Below are 19,202 nucleotides of genomic sequence, written 5' to 3' on the forward strand. Positions count from 1 at the left end.
CTAAACTATCAACATTGACGTAAACACTCATTTCATTTTATTATTACTCAAATAAAAACATATAATAAGTCAATAAAAACTCTAAAGTTAATTAATATTAAACATTCCAATGATGATACAAGTCACTAATCCCAGATGATTTGAGCTTATCTGAGCGCAAAAAATGAAAAAAATTGGCTGTTTTATTTGTAATGGATTTAACATGCTAACTCTTTCGCGGTTATCAACCGCTCTCGATTTAGCTAATTCTATTTATACGCGTAAAATGAGATATCAGCTGATCCTGCTGTCTTCAGAGGGAGGAACGGTTTACAGCGCGTGTCGCCTTGCTGTCGAATCTCATATTGCCACCAAAGAAATGCTGCTTACGCTTAGTTGCCTATTTATACTGGAAAACCTCGGAGATAGTGCACTTTCATGGGACCTGAATTCGTCCTATTCTTCTCAAACTGATGTGGAACACAAAGTAAGATACAGAGGTAAACTTGAGATTAACCAGCCCGGCAGCTCGCCTGATTTAAAATTCTTCACAGATGTTGAACAGCAAGGTAACCGTTATTTTTTATCCACATTTAGTCAATTGACTCCTAATGTAAATTTAAATAAAGAGTCAGCACTTCTTCTTAAAGATCATATTTGGACCGCCAGCGGTAATTGGGCAGGTATAGATTTAATGTTAACGATTATAGAAGAGGAGTCGGGTACATCAGCGGCGATGCAACTGATGAAAATTGTCGAAAGGTTGTTTAATAAATATGAAAATAACAGCCAACTTGCCGTATTGCAGAACTTTTCGTGTCATGGCAACAGTGAGAGAATCAATATTTCATTGCGTTATATTAGAGAAAACTTACGTAATGAGGTCACGATCAATCAGTTAGCGGAACTGGCTAACCTTAGCCCTCGTCAGTTTAGTCGACTGTTTAAAGAAGAAACGGGAACATCTCCCGCAAAAGCCGTCGCACAGATTAGGGCAGAAGTAGCACGCCAGCATGTAATACAAGGACGTCTGTCTCTGGATAAAATTTCCTGTCTTTGCGGTTTTTCAGGAATGAAAAGCATGCGTCGCGCCTTTCTAAAATTCTACGGTGAATCCCCCTGCAATTTTCGCCAAAAGTAGTCAACCAACGAGATTAAATACGAGCTCGTTAATGCTCTTTGCAGACTGCAACCCAGTTGTTGTTAATCATAACCAGATATTCACCGTTTTTAATTTTCTGAAAGTGGAGGGTAAGTTGCTCTCCTTCCCCGCCAAAAAAGTTATCTGCATTGTGTATCTGATCGGATGACGAGATTTTTACGGACTTTACGTTCGCTGTGACAACCTCATCGCTCTTTTTAATATGATCGAGCAGAAGGCTTCGGCTCAATTTTTTCATTCCGTTTGTCGTGTTGTAAACGCCAAAGGCGGTAATGATATTATTTTTCAACCACAGCGTCACTGCACCGTTAAATTGATAGTTTTTATATTGATCGTTGATAAAGTCCCCATTGACGATCTCCATGCTGCAAGGGGCTTCTGGGATTGTTTTATCGAAAAAAAACTTAACGCTAAGAAAGTAGCCAGCAAAGGTCAAAACTACAATTGAAATTAATATGCTGAAAAATGTTCGTAAGTACACGGCACGTTTTCCTTATAAATACTATTTTCGCAGTAGGCAATCCAAAATTTTGGGCCATTCGATGCGATATAAACGTTCGTGGTGACAGGCATGACTTTGTGCTCAATACGTTGCCACAGCAGTTCAGACATTTTAGCCGTCGGGCTGGTATAATAACTCACCCGATCGATCTTTTTAATCTTTGTGAAATACTCGTCACCGTGATACCCCGTTAAAATCAATAAAACAAACAAAATAGAAAACAAAAATAAACCCGCTGACACGGTGTAAGACACTTTAATTGATGGAAGTTCTCGCTGATATTTTAACAAACTAGATAATGACGCTGAATGTGGCTTTGCATCATTACCTGCTAAGGAAAACGGCATAACAAGTCCCCTAACCTCAACACTTTCCATTTCTTGCTGCCGTTGACTGTTCGCGTCCTTATCCTTTTGAACAGTACCATCATGTAAACTCAGATTAATATCACATAACGCGGAATTTTCATTCTCTTTGGGATCGGACTCACTCACAAACACAATCCCGTATCTTGAAATAGTCTTCAAGCAAGAAGGGGGTAACCCCGCGGCTACAAATTTTCTCCGCAGCATTTTGACCAACTGATGATAGCTCGACTCGCTGACAATCACCCCTTGCTGATGCCATATTTCTTCAATGAGAGTGTCCTTTTTGCCTCGCCCATCTAATATTATTCCAAGCATCTTTTTTTCATTGGGCGTGAGATGTATTTCTCCAGCAGGACACTCTAAGCACGAATATACCGAATTATAATAAATCCCCTCTCGTAAAGGCACTTTATTACTTCCCATAACAATCCTTATCCATTTTTTGTACCAGGAGAGTGTATTTTTCCTGTGGATTACATCTTTTAAAAAACTCGGAATAAGACTAATTAATCCACATGATAAAACCCTCCCGAAACATAGCATACTCATCACTGGCTAACCATGAAAACTCACCACATACTCAGTTTTTTCTCATAGAATAAATTTTATTGCAGTATGTATTCGCAGCATAAAACCGGTATTATTTCTTAAATTTTAAATAAATTTGCGCATAAAAATATAATAAAAAAAATCAATCATCCACGCTTAGCTAAGGAATTTATCACAAAAAAATACCTTGACTTTCAATCTGAAAAAATTTAAATGCACTTAAATATTAAGTTAACAAGTTATCAGAAAATTATATTACGCCGAAATATCAACATAAAAAATACATTGTGAGGAGTTTATGAGGATGGTAAATAGGTACTCCCCGATGACCAGAATACTGCGACGTTATCTGAAAAATTCCTGATAAATAAATGAATAGTTTCTGAAAAAAGGCCTGTCTGGTTTCATCCCCCAGGCAGGCCTCATTTTAACGCTTACGCCAAACGGTTAATTGTGCAACGGTGTGTTGATGCTTTCTTGCTGTTTCACGAATAACAAATGGGATATCAGCAGGCGGCTGGACCTCGCTAAATTCAGCCGTCAATAGACGCTGGAGCGCCTGATAGCTGGTAAGTGCCTCGCCGTTTTCGCGTACTCCTCCAATCCAGTTCTCTTTAGGCGTGAACTCTTCAAGCCAAGTGTAAGGCGATGAAATCATCAGCACCCCACCTTTCGCAATTCTGGTCGTGATGTCACGCAGAAAACGTTCAGGCTCACGCAGGCGGTCAATTAAATTGGATGCCAGCACCAAATCATAGGCTTCCTGCTGAGGCTTAAGATTACAAGCATCCCCCTGAACGAAATTTACCCGCGCTGCCTGCTCGGGCGTAATGCCAATAGCTTGCAGGCTGGCCTGGCAATATTCGACCAGTTCACCCTCTTCAGGCATCAGATAACGACGCTCTTCGCCCCGCACCAACGACAAAGCAACATCGATAAACCGTGCGGAGTAATCCATACCGGTAACCTTGTCGAATGTACGCGCTAATTCAAAACTAGCACGTCCGGTCGCACAGCCAATATCAAGGGCACTACCCCGTTTTTCGACCACCTGTTCTGCAATATCGACCAACGCTCGCGCATAGTTATCCACGTTGAAATAATGAGGTCCGTATTGGAAATCAAGATACTGTGACACCAACAGGTCAGTTTCATAAGGGTTCACGGTAAGCTTTTCCTGATGCGTTGAAACTACGTAACGGAAGCCAGCATGCTGGAAAAAGTGACGTCTAAAGGCATAACGCGCAGATTTAAGCGCCTCATTACCGGTTGAAATCCAGCTGCCGCCTTTAATAATAGCGTGCTTGCCGTCAAAGGTCGGCGTCGAAAAATCGTCGTAAAGTGGGTGGATCTTGAAGCCCTCAAATCCGCTAATCGGCGTGGTGGTCCACTGCCAAACATTACCCACAATGTCATAAAAATCACCCTGTGCGAATCGGTCCACCGGACAGCTCGACGCCCACCATTCGAGGTTCACGTTACCCGGTGCCTGCGCCCAGTTAGGCTGATCGCCTTCGACCTGTTCGCGCAGTACGTACCACTCGGCCTCGGTCGGCAACTGAATTGATTTACCCGTATCATCGGCCTTCCAGCGACAAAACGCAGAGGCTTCCAGCTGATTAACTTCAGCGGGCCAATCCCACGGCATGGCCACTTCTTCCGTCATCAACCTCAGTTTAAGTCCGGCCGGCTTGCTCACCGCACCTACCCAAAATGTTGGCATCTCAGCGTTGGAAAACGTGAGCCAGCCCTGACCTTCTTCGTCCCACCACTGTGGATTCTGATAACCACCGGCCTGAATAAACGCATAAAACTCAGCATTGCTGACGAGCATTTTGCTGGCCTTAAAAGCATTTACGCGGCACTCCAAGCGACCATATTCATTGTCCCAGCCGTAAGTATCATCCGTTTTGCCCAAACTCACCGTGCTTTCAGGCAAAGATACCAAGCTGTTTTCAGGTGCGGCGGTACGATCGTTACGGGCACGCTGACAGGCTGGCCAGTGTGGCTGCGGCGTAAGCCACTCCACCGGCAGTTGCCTCATCAATACGCTCGAGGTTTCAAGATGGATGCGCTCATGCTCAATCCCCATCAAAATTACCCACGCAGGGCTCTCCCAGTTCAGCGGCAACGTCAGCGGTATTTGCTTGATAAGGTCAGTGACGCGCTGGCGAACCTTGCCGCGATAGTCACGTAATTCAGCTAAAGATGGCCAAGAATAATGACTAGTATCCAAGTCGTCCCAGCTCATTTCATCTACACCAATGGCCAGCATCGCTTCAATATCAGAGTCAACACGTTCTTCGATCAGGCCCGCCGCCATCAGCTTATTAATATAGAAAGTCGCGGTATGGCCGAAGTAGAAAATCAGCGGATGACGCAGTGAAATCGCTTTGGTGAAGTAAGCCCGTTCATCCGACAGGCAGTCGAACAGACTTTCGTAGAGATCCCAAGTCTGGTGGAAATAGTTAAGAATTTCATCACGTTTCTTTTCAACGTCATCACCGCTCAGCAGTAAGGTACGTGTCGGTTTCGCCAACCCCGAGCTGACCGTATTGTTGCTCGCCATCGTTATTTCCTATTTCTGATTACTTAACGGATAAGGAATAAGTGTAGCAGGTGACATACTGGCTTAGTCGTAACCAGATGTAAGGCGGGAGCGAATAGAGGTCAGAGTGTGCCAGTGTTTTAGCACAAACTTATTTATGGGGATAACTCAGGCGCCTATGAACAAGGTACTGCCTTGTAATTGCTAAATTTTAGGCAAAAAAAAAGCCACCCGTAGGTGACTTTAATTTTCATACTAATGGTGCGAAGGCCGGACTCGCTAATCACTTTCAACCATCTGAATTATAAGTAAATAGATCAAGACACAACCACTATGTATACTCACTTATATACTCAATTGATTTTCACATAAAACAACATTAAATCAATAATTTAGTGAATTTGTGGTTTTGAGATTTTACGTGATTTTTCTGAAGAAAAACAGATTTTAGAAATGCCTAGATTAGATGCTTTGCGCTAACATTCCGGGGTAGTGTTTCGCAATGATGTCATTCATCTTGTCGATTAGCTCTGGGCGCTTAAACGTCAAGTGCCCGGTACCCTTCTGGAAATATCTAATATTGAAGTAATCATCTTCATACGACTGTTGGCTCGGGTGATCACGCACATGTTCCATGAGTCGGGTAGTAATATCGCCCCGGTTGTCAGGAATCGGTTTTCCGTCCAGCAAAAATAACATGCGCTCCAAATCGGCTAACTGGTCTCTACGCCAGCCCCAGTTCAGGCTGTAACCCCAGCGATTGTAAGTCACCAGATTATTGATGATGATCTTTGACCCTGACCCCGTATATGATCCATTCATAATCAGGAATGTGGCTCGCAAGGTTGAGATACCTAGCGATCCAGTCAGCTGTTTGTTACCAGTCAGACGTAGGGATATCAGCGGTGAATTCCCAAGTGGTAGGACAATGGTAATTAGCTAATAGAAGAACGACACGAACCATAAAGCTATAAGGCTGATCAGTAATATTCATTTGTCTGCCGCATACCGCGAACCAGTACAAATACCTCCCCAGCCTTCTGACGAGGCCTGCATCCGTTAAAGGAAATAACGCCCAATCCAATTAAACTATCGTCAAAGTGCAGCGGCGTATTACCTGAATGCTCGCAGATGGTCAGGTAGGAATGGCCGGTGGTTTGTGGATGCATTCTTATCTGTCGATGAGCATGAGGCACGACTCGGGTTCGGCGTCCCTCAGTTGCTTGATACGATAGACTGCGGAGGGGATGGAAAAACCGGCGATCATAATTTGCCCTCCTTAGCACCACGTAGCAGCCCCGTTGCCCTTCTGGCCCGGAGGATATCAACCGTATTAATAAAGGGAGCCGGTTCGTGCCAAGAGGAACCTTTACGGTCAATGCGTACCAATACATAACGCTCAACCTGGAAATTCACCGCATCCAGTAACGAAATGCCCGCATCGATATGCTCCTGTATAACCTGACTTTCACTAAATGGGGTATCGTTTAACGTCAGACCGTAATGTTGCTGGAACAAATAGGCCAGCAGGGTTTGCCAGGCTTCAGTCGGTGTCAATGTTTTGGAATTCGACGTCATCACTAAATCTCCTCACAGCCAGCCGCGTTCAGCGAAAGATATTGACTCACCGTGTCCGATGACAACGTGGTCTAACACCCTGACATCCACCAGCGATAACGCCTTGGTCAAACGCTCGGTCACCGTACGGTCCGCATGGCTGGGTTCAGCGACGCCCGACGGATGATTGTGTGCCCGTATTACCGCCGCCGCGTTGTGGGTCAGCGCAGCTTTAACGATTTCTCGTGGATAAACAGAAGTCGCATTGATGGTGCCCAGTGAGCTGATTTCGCTATCGATAAGCCGATGCTGATTATCCAGATACAGCACCATAAATACTTCACGTTCAAGCAGTTCAAGTTGAAGGCGCAGGTACTGCAATGTCTCAGCGCTAGAATGTAAACTGTTAGACTTCTGCTTCATTTTCTTTTCTAGCAGAGTCAGCGCGATTTGAATGACGCGCTGGTGGGTTTGATATTGCATGGCGAACTCCAATAAAAGAAAAGCCGCTATCCGGTGAGATAGCGGCTTGTTGAGATAAGAAGGTATGACACACGTCATAAAACTGACGCACCTGGACACAGGGACGTCAGTCATATTGTTATGTCGTATTTATTTACTTCGGTGAGAGCAATACTATGGTAAACAATCCGAAAGGAGGGAAACCTTTAGGAAGGGAGGTTTATGATGGCTATTAATACGCAGTGTTAATACTCCTTTTTCAATATCACAATGAATATATATAAATGGGACCATTGAGCATGACTTATTAATAAATGATAACAAACCAATTAAAACCTGTACCAACCTATATTGAAATACCTCTCATGACAACTTGTAACATAAGACCTTAAACTCACCCATTTGAGTGGCAGATGCCTCATCGCCATACTCCATGTTTATGTCTTTCTATTTCATCTTAAAATCGCCTTAGTTAATTAAGATATTATCATTGTCCGCCTCATCAATTTTCCAGGCTAAAACACCAACCGGTATCTTCATACCCGAGATAAACAATAAAGGGCTAAACAGAACGCTTAATATGAGCAGGGATGGCGTTATTGCATGACACGGCAATCAGACGCATCAAGCTTTGGTAGAACGTGTGCTGTGCCCGACAGAGCAAACCTTGTACTTTGGAGATTGTCAGCGGTGAGTACGACACTTTTTCCGACTCTGAGCTGCTTCCAAAGTTGCACAAAGGCGGAACTGCCCGCATCGGAGAACGTGTCGTTGATAAGAAGTGATGGCTTACCGTCTACGCTGGCATAGACAGAGCGTCCTTCATCAAGGCTACTAATACTTTTACCTTGAGCATCGGTAACTTGTACAAAGGTATTGGCGTTCGGATCACAGCCAAAATAGAGTGAGGACTGCCCTTCTCCCTGAAGTCTATACTCGGTTACGCCTTGCGCCCAGGATTTTTTCCATTCACTGGCCTGTACAGTGGAGGTTGCAAGCAGGAGTAAACACGTTGTAGCTAATAATACTTTCATTTTGGATCCCTTATTTTTTATTAAGATTGAAAAGCAACTTACGCACAAACTGAAAATGAGGAAGTGACATGATAAACTCCACGTCTTCAGTCAGCTCAGTGATAGTCCGTTTTTTATAAAAGTGCTTCTTGTTCAATGTGACATCGGTAATATGAAACAACAATAAAACCTGAATATTGAGATTGTACTCTCCAATCAAATACCAGTCTCCTTCATAATAAATTAAGCGATAGGGTGAAAGATGATGATACTGAATACCCTGTACGTTCAGACTTACAGTAACGCTGTCCATGATTGCCTGAGTTATTCGATAAAAACCACCAAATAACGTCGGCATATTTTTAGGGGGGGCATGATAGACCACATAAGGGGAGCCTTCATTTTTATCCAGCAAGATAGACAAAAGCTTTCTGTCCAGACCGGGGAAAAATTGCGCCATGTGGGTCACCCTGGCAAAGTGAATAATATCAGCATCGGTCCTGTGCCCAGGCAAAGATTGAGCCAGTCGATAAACACCGTCACGATGTTCAATATCGAGATAGATTAATCGCTGGTTAAAATCACGCCTTAACGTACGCGTTGAGACATTAAACTCCGTTGCCAGGGCACTGATGGAAAGCGATTCCCCCATGAGTAACCGACTGATAATCAGGGTCAGTCGGACAGCCAAGCTATCATGGGATATGCTGCCTTCTGACATAAGCATCGTTCCTTTGTTGCTCGTGCTAAGCGTTATACAGGGAGATATAGTGCTTTCTGTCGCATGTAAGCAATGAGCAAGCACGCAGGAATGGTTATCCGATAAGCTGGACCGGCCAAATCGGTTGCAAGCCACAGTGAACTCAATGCCCATCCAACAGGCCCCGCCAACGCACTGATAGAGCGAGTTAACAACACGTAGGTGCCAAACTGTAACCCACGCCCTAGCAGCGCTTTTGCCACCGTACTCACAACGACTACTGCCATTTTATAGGCAGCAAAACCGGATGCTCGGATAGCCGTCTGTATAGCCATTAAGATAAGTTCTGGGGTGGGGTTTGAAAGTTCAATCTCCATGCCAGTGGCAAACTCTTTAAGTTGTTCAGATGACATATCTGATAAACTTTTTTCCAATACTTTCATTAACATATTTAGCTCGATGTTTTCGGTACTGGCTTTTTTGCTGTAGTTTACTTTCATCTTATCGCAGGCATCGCACAGGAGTTCACGGTACATAACTCCTTTCCCCCGACGCAGAATATTGACAAAACTGTTTGCCCCAAAGGTTTGAACCTCCGCCGCAATGCCCTGCCAGTATTCCTGGTGGTTAGGGTAAAAACGCTTATAGTCCTCTGAGCCACTTAAGGTTTCGGACCAGCGTAGCGAACCGTCTTTCGGGTCATGCGTAATTAATGAGACCAGAAATTCAAGGTCGTCGTTATGACACTGTGCGAGGAAAAATAAATCAGGGTCTGTGCGATAAATCGCCATCACGTTCTCCTTAGGTCAGGTAGTTAGCCCGGGTAACGTAACGAAGCCGGTGGACAGGTGATGTCCGCACGTCGATTTATTTTTTTAGAAAAATGCCTGGAAGGTGTGTTTATGAGGCGAGTTGCAACATCTGTTCAGCCATTACCCACAGTGCGCGGTTAAGCTTAATATCGCCATCGATACCTTTTACGGCTCGCGTAGCGGCCCGTTTGCCTTTTGTGGAAACCCCCGTCAGCCCGCCTTTTATCAGGTTTTCCTGCACACGCTGGTAGGTGGTCCACAGGTCGTTTTGCCGGTCTTCCCAGCGGCGAGCGACCAGGAGCTGTGACTCGGTGACGGGATGGTGTTCTTCACCGTAGCGATAGTTGAGAGCCGCATGGGCAAAGGCCTGGCGGGCCGCTGCGGACAAATTCAGGCACTGCATGGCTTCGCGCTGCTCTTCAACCCGCTCAAAGACGTTCAAAACTTCATATGCCCCCTCTATCACTCGTTCAACCACGTCTCCTTTATGCGGAACCCTGACCTCACCAAAACGGGTCCCGCACACCATGCCGTTACAGCATACAAAGCGGAACATGCCAGGGATCATCTGGTAACTACTTGAACCATCGTGGCTATTTAGCAAAATAATTTCGGGGACTTCTTTACCGGTGATCTGCCCGTCACGACGCAGGCGCAACATGTGCTTAGTATGATCTCGTTTATCGTCATCGCGAACACGGGTCTGGCACGCGAAGAATGGCTGAAACCCTTCTTTGCGTAAATTATCGAGCAGGGAACTAGTCGGTATATAGGTATAGCGCTCACTGCGAGAGGCATGCTTATCTTCCGAGAAAACACTGGGAACAAATTGAGCAAGTTCATCGTTGGTTAACGGGCGGTCACGGCGAATAATATTCGCTGTGCCAAAACGGGATGAAAGACGTGTCATGTTTTTTCCTTAGCAAATATCAGAATGGTGATTCAGAAAGACTTCACGGGCCAGTGCACCCGCACTGCGCACCAGTATCCAGTCCATGCCAGCACTCATTATGCCCCCCACCAAAGGAAGCCGACGGGCTGCGGAGCCAGCAGCAACGCCGGTTGTGATCCGCGTCATCAATGTCGTCATCGCCTTCTCACTCACAGTTTCCACCGCGGCTAACGAAAGCTGTCTGAAAAGATGGAGACCGGCGTTATGCAGCAACTCTTTTGCCACGCTACCACCGAGACATAGATAAATAAGATGACGTGTGCGGATATCATCCGGTGAATGACCACCAAGGATGGCGATAGCAGCAATCATGCGGAACTGAATAAAGAGCAGGCCTGTCAGGCCGACGGGCAACGTCGCGGGTAAGGCCACCACACCACCCAGACCGGTAATGAATCCGCTGGTTGCGGCTTTGCTGGACTCCCAAATGACCAGGTTTTCTGCAGCTTGTTGAATATCGGGAAAGACGGTCAGGTAGTGGTGTGCCAGCTCTTTTGCGGAATCAGTACCCAGCCCTCCTTTAATCGCCTGGAGGTATAAGCTGTCGAGCCAACTGAAAAGGGTACTAAATGGAATGTCATCATCATGCATAAATCACCTTGTCACGAAGAAAAATGCCACGGCGATTTACCGTGGCTGAGTTCGAGATAGTGATATAAGTTTTTGATTTTTTTATTTCTACTTTTAATGGTGTATCCTGTTCCAGGATGGTTAACTGATGATATATAATTTTATTATCGCGCTCGGTGCCGCTGGCCTTTCATCATTTACCCCCCCGCAGTTACAGAACATTACGTATACGCCTTTCAAGGGACAACGACATTTTACATACCATTGACAGTCCTACCAGTAACAAAGTAAATTCACTTAGATAAATTCAAGCTCGAGCTATATGCGTCATTGATAATAGCCTCTAACACCTCATTAATTTTCATTCCATTTACTTTCGATAATTCTAAAAGTTTCCTTTTAGTATCTTCTTTCATGTAGGTTTGAAAAGCTTTCCTATCATTCTGACTGATACGAAATTTACGCTGACTCCATGCACGATTTATATCAGTTAAAAAAACCTTTCTAGCTTCAGGCAAGACATCCCAGACATAAAATATTGCAGTGAGATAGCTATAGCGCTCTAAGGTTGAAGCGGGTTGGAATTGGCCCCATCGAATTACAGTTACCTTTTTTCTGAAATACTCCCAACACCACTCCCCTCCCTCCTTATCATTTTTATCCAAAAATGCAAATGGCTTCCCATTTTCAGCCTCCCATTTCAATAAAAAACTCCATTTGGACTTTAAAATATCCAATGCCTTTTTTTTATAAACAAGTGCTATTATCCAGTGATCAAAAAAACCGATAATTGAATCCAGCAACTCACTATAATTATTAGGGGATTTAGTTAAACCTGTATGATCATAGTTCTGCGGTAAAAAATTTTCAGCATCCTCATTTAATAGCTCACCATTGAATGGATTAAAGATATGTTTCTCATGGAAACGAGCCCGAACTTGATGAGGAAAAAACTGCGCTGATTCATTTCTGAGGTAACACCACAACCAATAGCCTGCACTATTCTCGTTCAACCAACTGAATTTTTTTGCAGCCAATAAATACCGTTCACTGACATTAATAAAATTATTTTCAAACTCGCTAACCTCACCAGGATTTCTAAAATTATTTTTTATTGTACTTTCAAGAATCTCCCGCAAGCTGTGTTTTTCATACGCTTGTTCTTTAATCTTAAGGTATTTTTCCTGCTCTAAATATGAACAAGGTAATTCTTCCAATGATACAAGAGGCACTAAAATTCCCCTCTCACATATGAGAATAGCAATCAACCTCAATTCCCTTATTGTCTTACCGCCAGTGAAACTCCGATAATTTACACCCATTTAAGCCTCAATCTATTGCTTATGCAAAATATTTTTAAGTAACTTACATAGTAACATATATGTAAATTTAGATTATATCATTAGTAAGTTATTGGCATTCTACATGATGTATTTATTAATCCAAAAATTCATTTAAAAAAATAAATTCAATGACTTATAAATATTTAAATCGGCATCGGCATCGGCATCGGCACCATGCTGCCAGTGACTCAGTTCTGCGGTCAAGGCTCTTGGGCAATGCAAAGCTGTAGAATTGCCCTAACCAACACTCAATTTGAATTTAGGTTTTTTAACATTGTTAGATAAGAAGTAAAAACACACGGAATAAGAATATCTTTTGAACCTAACCAGGAGATATTAAATGAAGACGTATAAAGCAAAACCATTAATACCAGAAATTTACAACAAGATAGTATCACACCTATCCATGCTCCAATTAGCACACTCTAAAATACTTCCGATGAGAATTGATTTCGCTTATAAAAAGACAAGTCATTCCTTTCAGAATCATCGTGTCGATATTGCCTTGGAAGACATTCAGATATTCATGTCAATGGTACTCTTGAGAACTGTCGCCATTGGTTATTTTTGGGTGATGGAATACACCCGAGACACGGGTTACCACTTTCACGCTATCTTATATGCCAATGGTCAAGAACACCAAAAACCCTACCCTATTGCAATGGGTGTTACGAAGCTATGGGAAGAACAAACTGGTGGAGAAGGACGCTGTTATCTAGTCAAGCGTAACGCATCATATTTCCATGTCGATGGTTTAAAAATGCTCAGGCATGGGGATATTAATCAACGAAATGATCTTCTTTTAGCTTTGAGATATTTTGCAAAAACAGAGCAGAAAGAAATGGGCTTGTACTATGGCATGAGTAGCATTACGCCACCCAGCGGTCGCGGAAGACCGCGTAAGGGATAGCTCTCCTAAACCATAAATTTCGCACATGTTTTCTGTATAAATAACCACTGAGTATTTTAATACCGATCAGATGAATGGGATGAGAAGCAGCACGGTTCAATGAAATTAGATCAATTCGCGCTGTAGCCCTCATTCCATCCTATCTAAAGAGAGAATACTTATGTCTGAATTACTCAATGACCGAATGGTCGATATGGTTTTTATTACAGAATTTACTGGCCTTACCGATAAGTGGTTTTACAAACTCATCAAAGATGGTGTATTCCCCAAACCGATTAAATTCGGTCGCAGCTCCCGTTGGCTGCAAAGTGAAGTAGAAAGCTGGGTACAAAACCGTATTCAGCAATCTCGCCCGTAATATCGAAAACCGCCCTAACCCTCTGACCTAATTTAACCCCCGCCAATTCCCGCTGCCCTGATACCTGCCCCTAAAGGGACGGACTGCGCACGTCTGCGATTTGGCGCAGTGGAGTATAAACATGCATATAAAATCATTCATCGCCTACAACAATCGCGGGCAGGTCAGTACGGCCTCAAAAGCCAAGCTAGCAGCGTAATTGAATGTGATCTAACTCCCAGTCGCATTTTAATTGACCAGCGTTCTCAAATCACTTGATCACCTCCAGCTAAAATTTATGCTCACCCTGCTACCTCAAGATTCTTGCCCTGTTCTTCCGCTAAGTGCTGTGAGTTCAACGGGTTGATTTAACCATTCAAGGCAAGCGTCTTACATGACTTGATCATAAAACCGGTGATCCCTTGTGAACTTCTCTGGCAACGTTATTGGGGTCCGTTTGGAAAAGGTAAGACATCCTACGTTAAGGCTATTTTTTAGACAGCTCTGTATCTGTAACTACCTGAACCACTGACGCTGTGCCTTTTATGCGTCCGAAACCGAACGATTGCGTACGCCATGCCGATAACGTGTACGAAAGTAAGCAAAACCTTTAACGGACAGTTAGATCGTTCCGTACATCCCTTATGGTCAGGGGTTTGCGCTCAATGGAACAAAATCACTCGTTAAGCTCAAAACGCTTAACGTAGGATATTTTAATGAGATGGTCACTCCCTCCTTCCCGGTACTATGCTGAGGATAGGCTTTCATTCGGAGAACTATCATGGAAAACATTGCGCTCATTGGTATCGATCTGGATAAAAACTCTTTCCATATTCATTGCCAAGATCGTCGCGGCAAGGCTGTTTACCGTAAAAAATTTACCCGGCCTAAGTTAATCGAATTTTTGGCGACATGCCCCGCTACAACCATCGCAATGGAAGCCTGTGGCGGCTCTCACTTTATAGCACGCAAGTCGGAAGAGTTGGGGCATTTTCCAAAGCTGATATCACCACAATTTGTCCGTCCATTCGTTAAAAGTAACAAAAACGACTTTGTCGACGCCGAAGCTATTTGTGAAGCTGCATCACGTCCGTCTATGCGTTTTGTGCAACCTAGAACGGAATCTCAGCAGGCAATGCGGGCTCTGCATCGTGTCCGTGAATCCCTGGTTCAGGATAAGGTAAAAACAACCAATCAGATGCATGCTTTTCTGCTGGAATTTGGCATTAGTGTTCCACGAGGATCTGCCGTTATTAGCCGACTGAGTACCCTTCTTGAGGACAATAGCTTGCCTCTTTACCTCAGCCAGTTATTGCTGAAATTACAACAGCATTATCACTATCTTGTTGAGCAGATTAAAGATTTGGAATCCCAGTTGAAACGAAAGGTGGACGAAGATGAGATTGGCGACGGGAAGCAGTACGCCAGCGGTCGTGACTTTGCGGCGGCAACAGGGCTGGTGCCTCGACAGTACAGCACGGGAGGTCGGACGACATTGCTGGGAATTAGTAAGCGAGGTAACAAAAAGATCCGAACTTTGTTGGTTCAATGTGCCAGGGTATTCATACAAAAACAGGAACACCAGTCTGGAAAATTGGCCGATTGGGTCAGGGATTTACTGTGTCGAAAAAGCAACTTTGTCGTCACTTGTGCTCTGGCAAACAAGCTGGCCAGAATAGCCTGGGCCCTAACGGCACGACAGCAAACTTATGTAGCATAACGGCAGAAATACACCGGTTTAAAGAATCACTGATCTGGTTTTGCGAATACTGATATTGATGATACTAACGGCCCACCGGCCTGTTGAGAAACCTGTAAAACGGAAAGGCTCATTGAAGCCGTATATTTTCTTGAGGTTCATCAGGCGCGGGAATAAAATCCCAATCAGACGCCGGATAGATTCAAGCAAGCCAACTTATCGTCAAAATCGGTGTTGCAAAAACGGAAGTGACCATAGATTCCGTTTTCCAAGCGGACCCCTCATAATCTGCTGCCGGTTTCTGATGACGATATTGAGGGGGCCTGCATCATACTCGACGACTACCTGCTGCGTATTTATCGACCTGCCGTCGATCACAGCGCGAGAATCGCGCAGCTTACCCAGAACCATGACACTAAATTTAAAACCCAGATCGATCCCTTTCTGCTCTCGCCAGGTCCACCGCCCGGCTTTTTTATGCCTTTTCACAAATTGTGGATTACCGGTATTTTCTACATGTCGAAAAAACCAGACAGTATCGCACACAGTGCCTGTGTAAGTATCCCAGCTTTAGTTCCACACACTTTTTGAGATTTCCGGTTTCTCAGCCATCAGCCGGTATTCTTCCGGTGTCAGGTTATTCAGGGACTCATGAGGTCGCTCACTGTTGTACTCATTCAGCCAGCGCTCCGTTATTTCTCGTACTTCATTCAGCGTTCTGAACAGGTAAAAATCCAGTATTTCGGTCCGGTATGTTCGGTTAAACCGTTCTATAAACGCGTTCTGTCTTGGCTTACCCGGCTTGATAAATTCCAGCATCACACCATGGTCTTCAGCCCATTGCGCCAGCGCCAGTGATATCAGTTCCGGCCCATTATCCATCCGCATCTTCAGCGGATATCCACGGTTTGCTACTATTCTGTCCAGCACCCGGACGACACGCTGCGCTGGGATATTTAGGTCAATTTCTATCGCCAGAGCTTCACGGTTAAAATCATCGACGACATTGAAAGTCCGAAAACGTCGGCCACATGTCAGCGCGTCGTGCATAAAATCGATGGACCAGCTCTGATTGAGCGCTTCCGGCGTTGCCAGCGGAGCCGGATTGCGCACCGGCAGGCGTTGTTTACCTTTACGACGAAAATTCAGTTTTAACAGACAGTAAATCCGGTGTGCCCGCTTGTGATTCCAGACGTGCCCCTGCCTGCGAAGCACCTGAAAAAGCTTCTTAAATCCGTAGCGAGGATAGCGTTCAGCTGCCTCAGTCAGGCTCTGAATCACCGCTTCATCACGTCGCGTAAGAGGGATACTTACACCTGAGCTATAGTCTCGTAGAGATAACCTCTATCGTGCAAAAGCAATAGATGGATTTTTACCGTAGCGGCTTAGGGGATAAAATGATTATTGATGAAATGGGTTTCTTTGAGTAGGACGGTGAGGACGGCAATAAGTCCGTACTTGGGCATCTGACTGTAGACGATAGTGGGCACATCCTCCTTAAAATGCACAGTAGTCTTGGCGGTGAACCTATCACCTATGACTATAACGTCCCCACGCCGCTGGAAAATAAAAAAATACGGGGTGTGCTAAATCGAAGTGCCCGAGAGGTTTTACTGACGGGCCTTGAGCCATACCCCGCGACTTTTTCAGAACATGTTGTACTACATTTCACCGCTAATCGCTGTTTTATCTCGAGTAGCTCCATAGCCGCTGATGCGTTTAACGGTCTTCGCCTTCCTTTACAGGGACTGGATGACTGGTTCTCGCCTGGAACCATCTATGCACCAGAAGGAACCAAAGACAGAATGACGCTTGTGGTTGAAAAAAGCCCTAATTACTCCTGGCCGCTGGCCAACGCCACGCTGAGCCTGAAAAGTTATATTGAAGGTCCCCTTTCACTTTCAAAACGCAATGCACTGGAGGCCAAGCTCTGTGCCGACTTTGAATTAATATGTGACCAGGTGATCCCGGCACAAGTGCTTCTGGACTGGATCAAAGGGTTTGAGGAATTTATATCTTTGATCATCAATGCTCCGTATTCTTTTTCCTGGCCCACGCTGCTGTGGTTAAAAGAAGATAAGACCCACCAGGCACAGTGCTACTTCCGGCGACCTGATATGTTTGAACGAAAGGCCGCTACGCCTCTCAACTGCCTTCCCTTCAACGATATTCAGGACAAGTTTGGCGACCTGTTAGCGTCAGCGTCATGGATGTCAAAAAAAGAAGAATTCGGGCCTGGAACTCACCTTTACCTGGGCACGCTGCGAAATCCACACCTGTATCTCGAACATCAATTTGTCAGCCTGGTATGGGGCCTTGAGGCGCTGGATAGGCGTAAAGCGGTCAGCAGCTGTTCTACTGAAGCCATATCGCGAAGAGTAAAGGCGGAAAATATAATTCAGCAAACCTGTGTTATTACGATGGATAAAAAGGAGAGGAAATGGCTAAAAAAAGCCATTGAAAACGCGGCATCACGCACCCTGGCAGAACGGCTGTATGACATGCTTTACCCCGTCACCTTTGATATTCAACCTGCGCTTTTAACGACGTTTTGTGAAACATGCGCCACGCTGCGTAACCGTCTTTCCCACACAGGCGGTGCCAACAAGGCCGGGGAATATGACGCCTTTATCCAGAAGATCCTCCCGGCGCAAAAGGCGCTGATGAAACTGTACCACCTGCTCCTGCTAGACATGATCGGCGTCGAGCCTTCACTCTTAAAATGGAGCATGCAGGAAAGCCTGTTTTCCTTCAACTTTCAATATTGTCTCAGGAGAGCCGAACTGATAACCAGGGAAGAGTTTATCCAACGTAAAGGACCGGCCGCCTTAAAGCAAGCTTAGCGACGCCGTTATGTCTTCATCGTGATCTCCGAACACGAGATAGAGTGTGATCGTCGTAAAACCGTCATTTTCAAAAATGAGTGGCAGATTGGCACCCAAGCAGCATCGTTTTTGAAATATTGTGTATTATCGGCACTCTCCACAATCATCGGAGTTTAAAAAATCCACCTTTTCAGAACATGCTTTTGGCAATACCCAGTTCGTAACTGAGTTCGATTTCGTGATTGAATCTGACTTGACGCCCATTGTGAATTTTACGAGTCGAGCGGTTGCAACATACATAAGCATCACAACCAAATGACCAAGATATCTCAAGTGAAGGGCATCATTTGAACGGCAGCTGTGTGCCACATGGCTACCTTAGTCGTGTGGGTCTGGACTGGGCGGATAAAAAACACGATGTCTGCGTTCAGTTTAAAAACGGCGAGCGCATATTCCATGTGGTTGAACACACTCCGGAAGCGCTTGATATCTGGCTCAACGCATTGTACCAAAAGGTGAAAGGCAGGATCGCTATCGCCCTTGAGCTAAGGATGATCCGCAGGATGCTGAGTTAGCATTAGAGCTTGACCTCCTCCCCGTTGATTTGATTACCAAGTTTATTAAAACTTGAAATGCTGAAAACAGCATGGCTTCAGGCTTAAACGGGAAGAGTAAACAAAACCTTCGTTTTGTTTACTCGCCAACCTGCTCAAAAAAATGAACTCAACGTACACTTTCGTACAGTTGGGCTTCAAACCCCATCAATTTAATACCGCAACTTGCTGATATTTCATCACGAAAATAAAGTATGGATAGAGTATCTACGATATATGTACGAAATACGCACGAACACCTCTGGCTGCAGATTCATTTCTTTATTCCATAACAGAATATATTTATGCAATGTTCTATAA

16 protein-coding genes and 4 pseudogenes are annotated in these 19,202 nt (G+C 44.6%); 7 read left to right on the top strand and 13 right to left on the bottom strand.

Translation table 11 applies throughout. The features are described from left to right. Positions 1-163 precede the first annotated feature (163 nt). Complete coding sequence (locus BS639_RS22635) at positions 164-1,120, top strand: helix-turn-helix domain-containing protein (RefSeq protein WP_084984388.1); 957 nt, start codon at positions 164-166, stop codon at positions 1,118-1,120. 28 nt (positions 1,121-1,148) lie between these two features. Here BS639_RS22635 and BS639_RS22640 read toward each other — a convergent pair whose 3' ends face one another. From BS639_RS22640 to BS639_RS22700, 12 genes and pseudogenes are all read right to left on the bottom strand, one after another. Continuing rightward, complete coding sequence (locus tag BS639_RS22640; RefSeq protein ID WP_055774609.1) at positions 1,149-1,622, bottom strand: hypothetical protein; 474 nt, start codon at positions 1,620-1,622, stop codon at positions 1,149-1,151. After that, a complete protein-coding gene (locus BS639_RS22645) occupies positions 1,592-2,434 on the bottom strand; it encodes a winged helix-turn-helix domain-containing protein (RefSeq protein WP_055774606.1) in 843 nt (280 codons plus the stop codon). The genes BS639_RS22640 and BS639_RS22645 overlap by 31 nt, the downstream gene beginning before the upstream one ends. A 553-nt stretch (positions 2,435-2,987) precedes the next feature. Then, on the bottom strand, positions 2,988-5,129 hold the full coding sequence (ovoA, locus tag BS639_RS22650) for a 5-histidylcysteine sulfoxide synthase (protein ID WP_055774603.1): 2,142 nt from the start codon (positions 5,127-5,129) through the stop codon (positions 2,988-2,990). Positions 5,130-5,570: 441 nt separating this feature from the next. Next, positions 5,571-5,906: pseudogene (locus BS639_RS22655) on the bottom strand (DUF4942 domain-containing protein); the annotation flags it as partial. Positions 5,907-6,371: 465 nt separating this feature from the next. Continuing rightward, positions 6,372-6,686, bottom strand: a complete 315-nt coding sequence (locus BS639_RS22665; protein ID WP_084984390.1) for a TA system toxin CbtA family protein — start codon at positions 6,684-6,686, stop codon at positions 6,372-6,374. A 12-nt stretch (positions 6,687-6,698) separates the two neighbouring features. Further along, positions 6,699-7,148: a RadC family protein gene (gene radC / locus BS639_RS22670; protein WP_139804169.1), complete on the bottom strand. Its 450-nt coding sequence runs from the start codon at positions 7,146-7,148 to the stop codon at positions 6,699-6,701. A 575-nt stretch (positions 7,149-7,723) separates the two neighbouring features. Next, positions 7,724-8,161, bottom strand: a complete 438-nt coding sequence (locus tag BS639_RS22675; protein ID WP_084984392.1) for a hypothetical protein — start codon at positions 8,159-8,161, stop codon at positions 7,724-7,726. A 10-nt stretch (positions 8,162-8,171) separates the two neighbouring features. Further along, positions 8,172-8,861, bottom strand: coding sequence for a DeoR family transcriptional regulator (locus tag BS639_RS22680; protein ID WP_084984393.1), 690 nt, complete (start codon positions 8,859-8,861; stop codon positions 8,172-8,174). Positions 8,862-8,893: 32 nt separating this feature from the next. Then, positions 8,894-9,631: a DUF3944 domain-containing protein gene (locus BS639_RS22685; RefSeq protein ID WP_084984394.1), complete on the bottom strand. Its 738-nt coding sequence runs from the start codon at positions 9,629-9,631 to the stop codon at positions 8,894-8,896. 109 nt (positions 9,632-9,740) lie between these two features. After that, the gene (locus tag BS639_RS22690; protein ID WP_084984395.1) at positions 9,741-10,562 is read right to left on the bottom strand and encodes a DUF932 domain-containing protein; all 822 of its coding nucleotides are present in this window, start codon (positions 10,560-10,562) and stop codon (positions 9,741-9,743) included. Between the two features lie 9 nt (positions 10,563-10,571). Further along, positions 10,572-11,195 (bottom strand): EcsC family protein, encoded by a 624-nt coding sequence (locus BS639_RS22695; RefSeq protein ID WP_084984396.1) that lies wholly within the window; start codon positions 11,193-11,195, stop codon positions 10,572-10,574. A 272-nt stretch (positions 11,196-11,467) separates the two neighbouring features. After that, positions 11,468-12,496 (bottom strand): hypothetical protein, encoded by a 1,029-nt coding sequence (locus BS639_RS22700; RefSeq protein ID WP_084984397.1) that lies wholly within the window; start codon positions 12,494-12,496, stop codon positions 11,468-11,470. Between the two features lie 361 nt (positions 12,497-12,857). Between BS639_RS22700 and BS639_RS22705 the strand changes: the two genes are divergently transcribed. The 3 genes from BS639_RS22705 to BS639_RS22715 all read left to right on the top strand — a co-directional run bounded on the left by BS639_RS22705 (position 12,858) and on the right by BS639_RS22715 (position 15,484). Next, a complete protein-coding gene (locus BS639_RS22705; RefSeq protein WP_084984398.1) occupies positions 12,858-13,427 on the top strand; it encodes a YagK/YfjJ domain-containing protein in 570 nt (189 codons plus the stop codon). A gap of 160 nt (positions 13,428-13,587) precedes the next feature. Then, positions 13,588-13,785, top strand: a complete 198-nt coding sequence (locus tag BS639_RS22710; protein ID WP_084984399.1) for a helix-turn-helix transcriptional regulator — start codon at positions 13,588-13,590, stop codon at positions 13,783-13,785. A gap of 760 nt (positions 13,786-14,545) precedes the next feature. Beyond that, the gene (locus BS639_RS22715; protein ID WP_084984400.1) at positions 14,546-15,484 is read left to right on the top strand and encodes an IS110 family RNA-guided transposase; all 939 of its coding nucleotides are present in this window, start codon (positions 14,546-14,548) and stop codon (positions 15,482-15,484) included. Positions 15,485-16,033: 549 nt separating this feature from the next. Here BS639_RS22715 and BS639_RS22720 read toward each other — a convergent pair. After that, positions 16,034-16,768 (bottom strand): annotated as a pseudogene (locus tag BS639_RS22720) (IS3 family transposase); the annotation flags it as partial. A 149-nt stretch (positions 16,769-16,917) separates the two neighbouring features. On the opposite strand from BS639_RS22720, the pseudogene BS639_RS25245 reads away from it, so the two are divergent. The 3 genes and pseudogenes from BS639_RS25245 to BS639_RS22730 form a co-directional block, all read left to right on the top strand. After that, positions 16,918-17,646, top strand: a pseudogene (locus tag BS639_RS25245) (ApeA N-terminal domain 1-containing protein); the annotation flags it as partial. A gap of 27 nt (positions 17,647-17,673) precedes the next feature. After that, a complete protein-coding gene (locus BS639_RS25250) occupies positions 17,674-18,306 on the top strand; it encodes a HEPN domain-containing protein (protein WP_324615972.1) in 633 nt (210 codons plus the stop codon). A gap of 344 nt (positions 18,307-18,650) precedes the next feature. Beyond that, positions 18,651-18,839, top strand: a pseudogene (locus BS639_RS22730) (IS110 family transposase); the annotation flags it as partial. Between the last annotated feature and the right edge of the window lie 363 nt (positions 18,840-19,202).

Source organism: Rouxiella silvae, from assembly GCF_002093625.1.
GTDB classification, from domain to species: domain Bacteria; phylum Pseudomonadota; class Gammaproteobacteria; order Enterobacterales; family Enterobacteriaceae; genus Rouxiella; species Rouxiella silvae.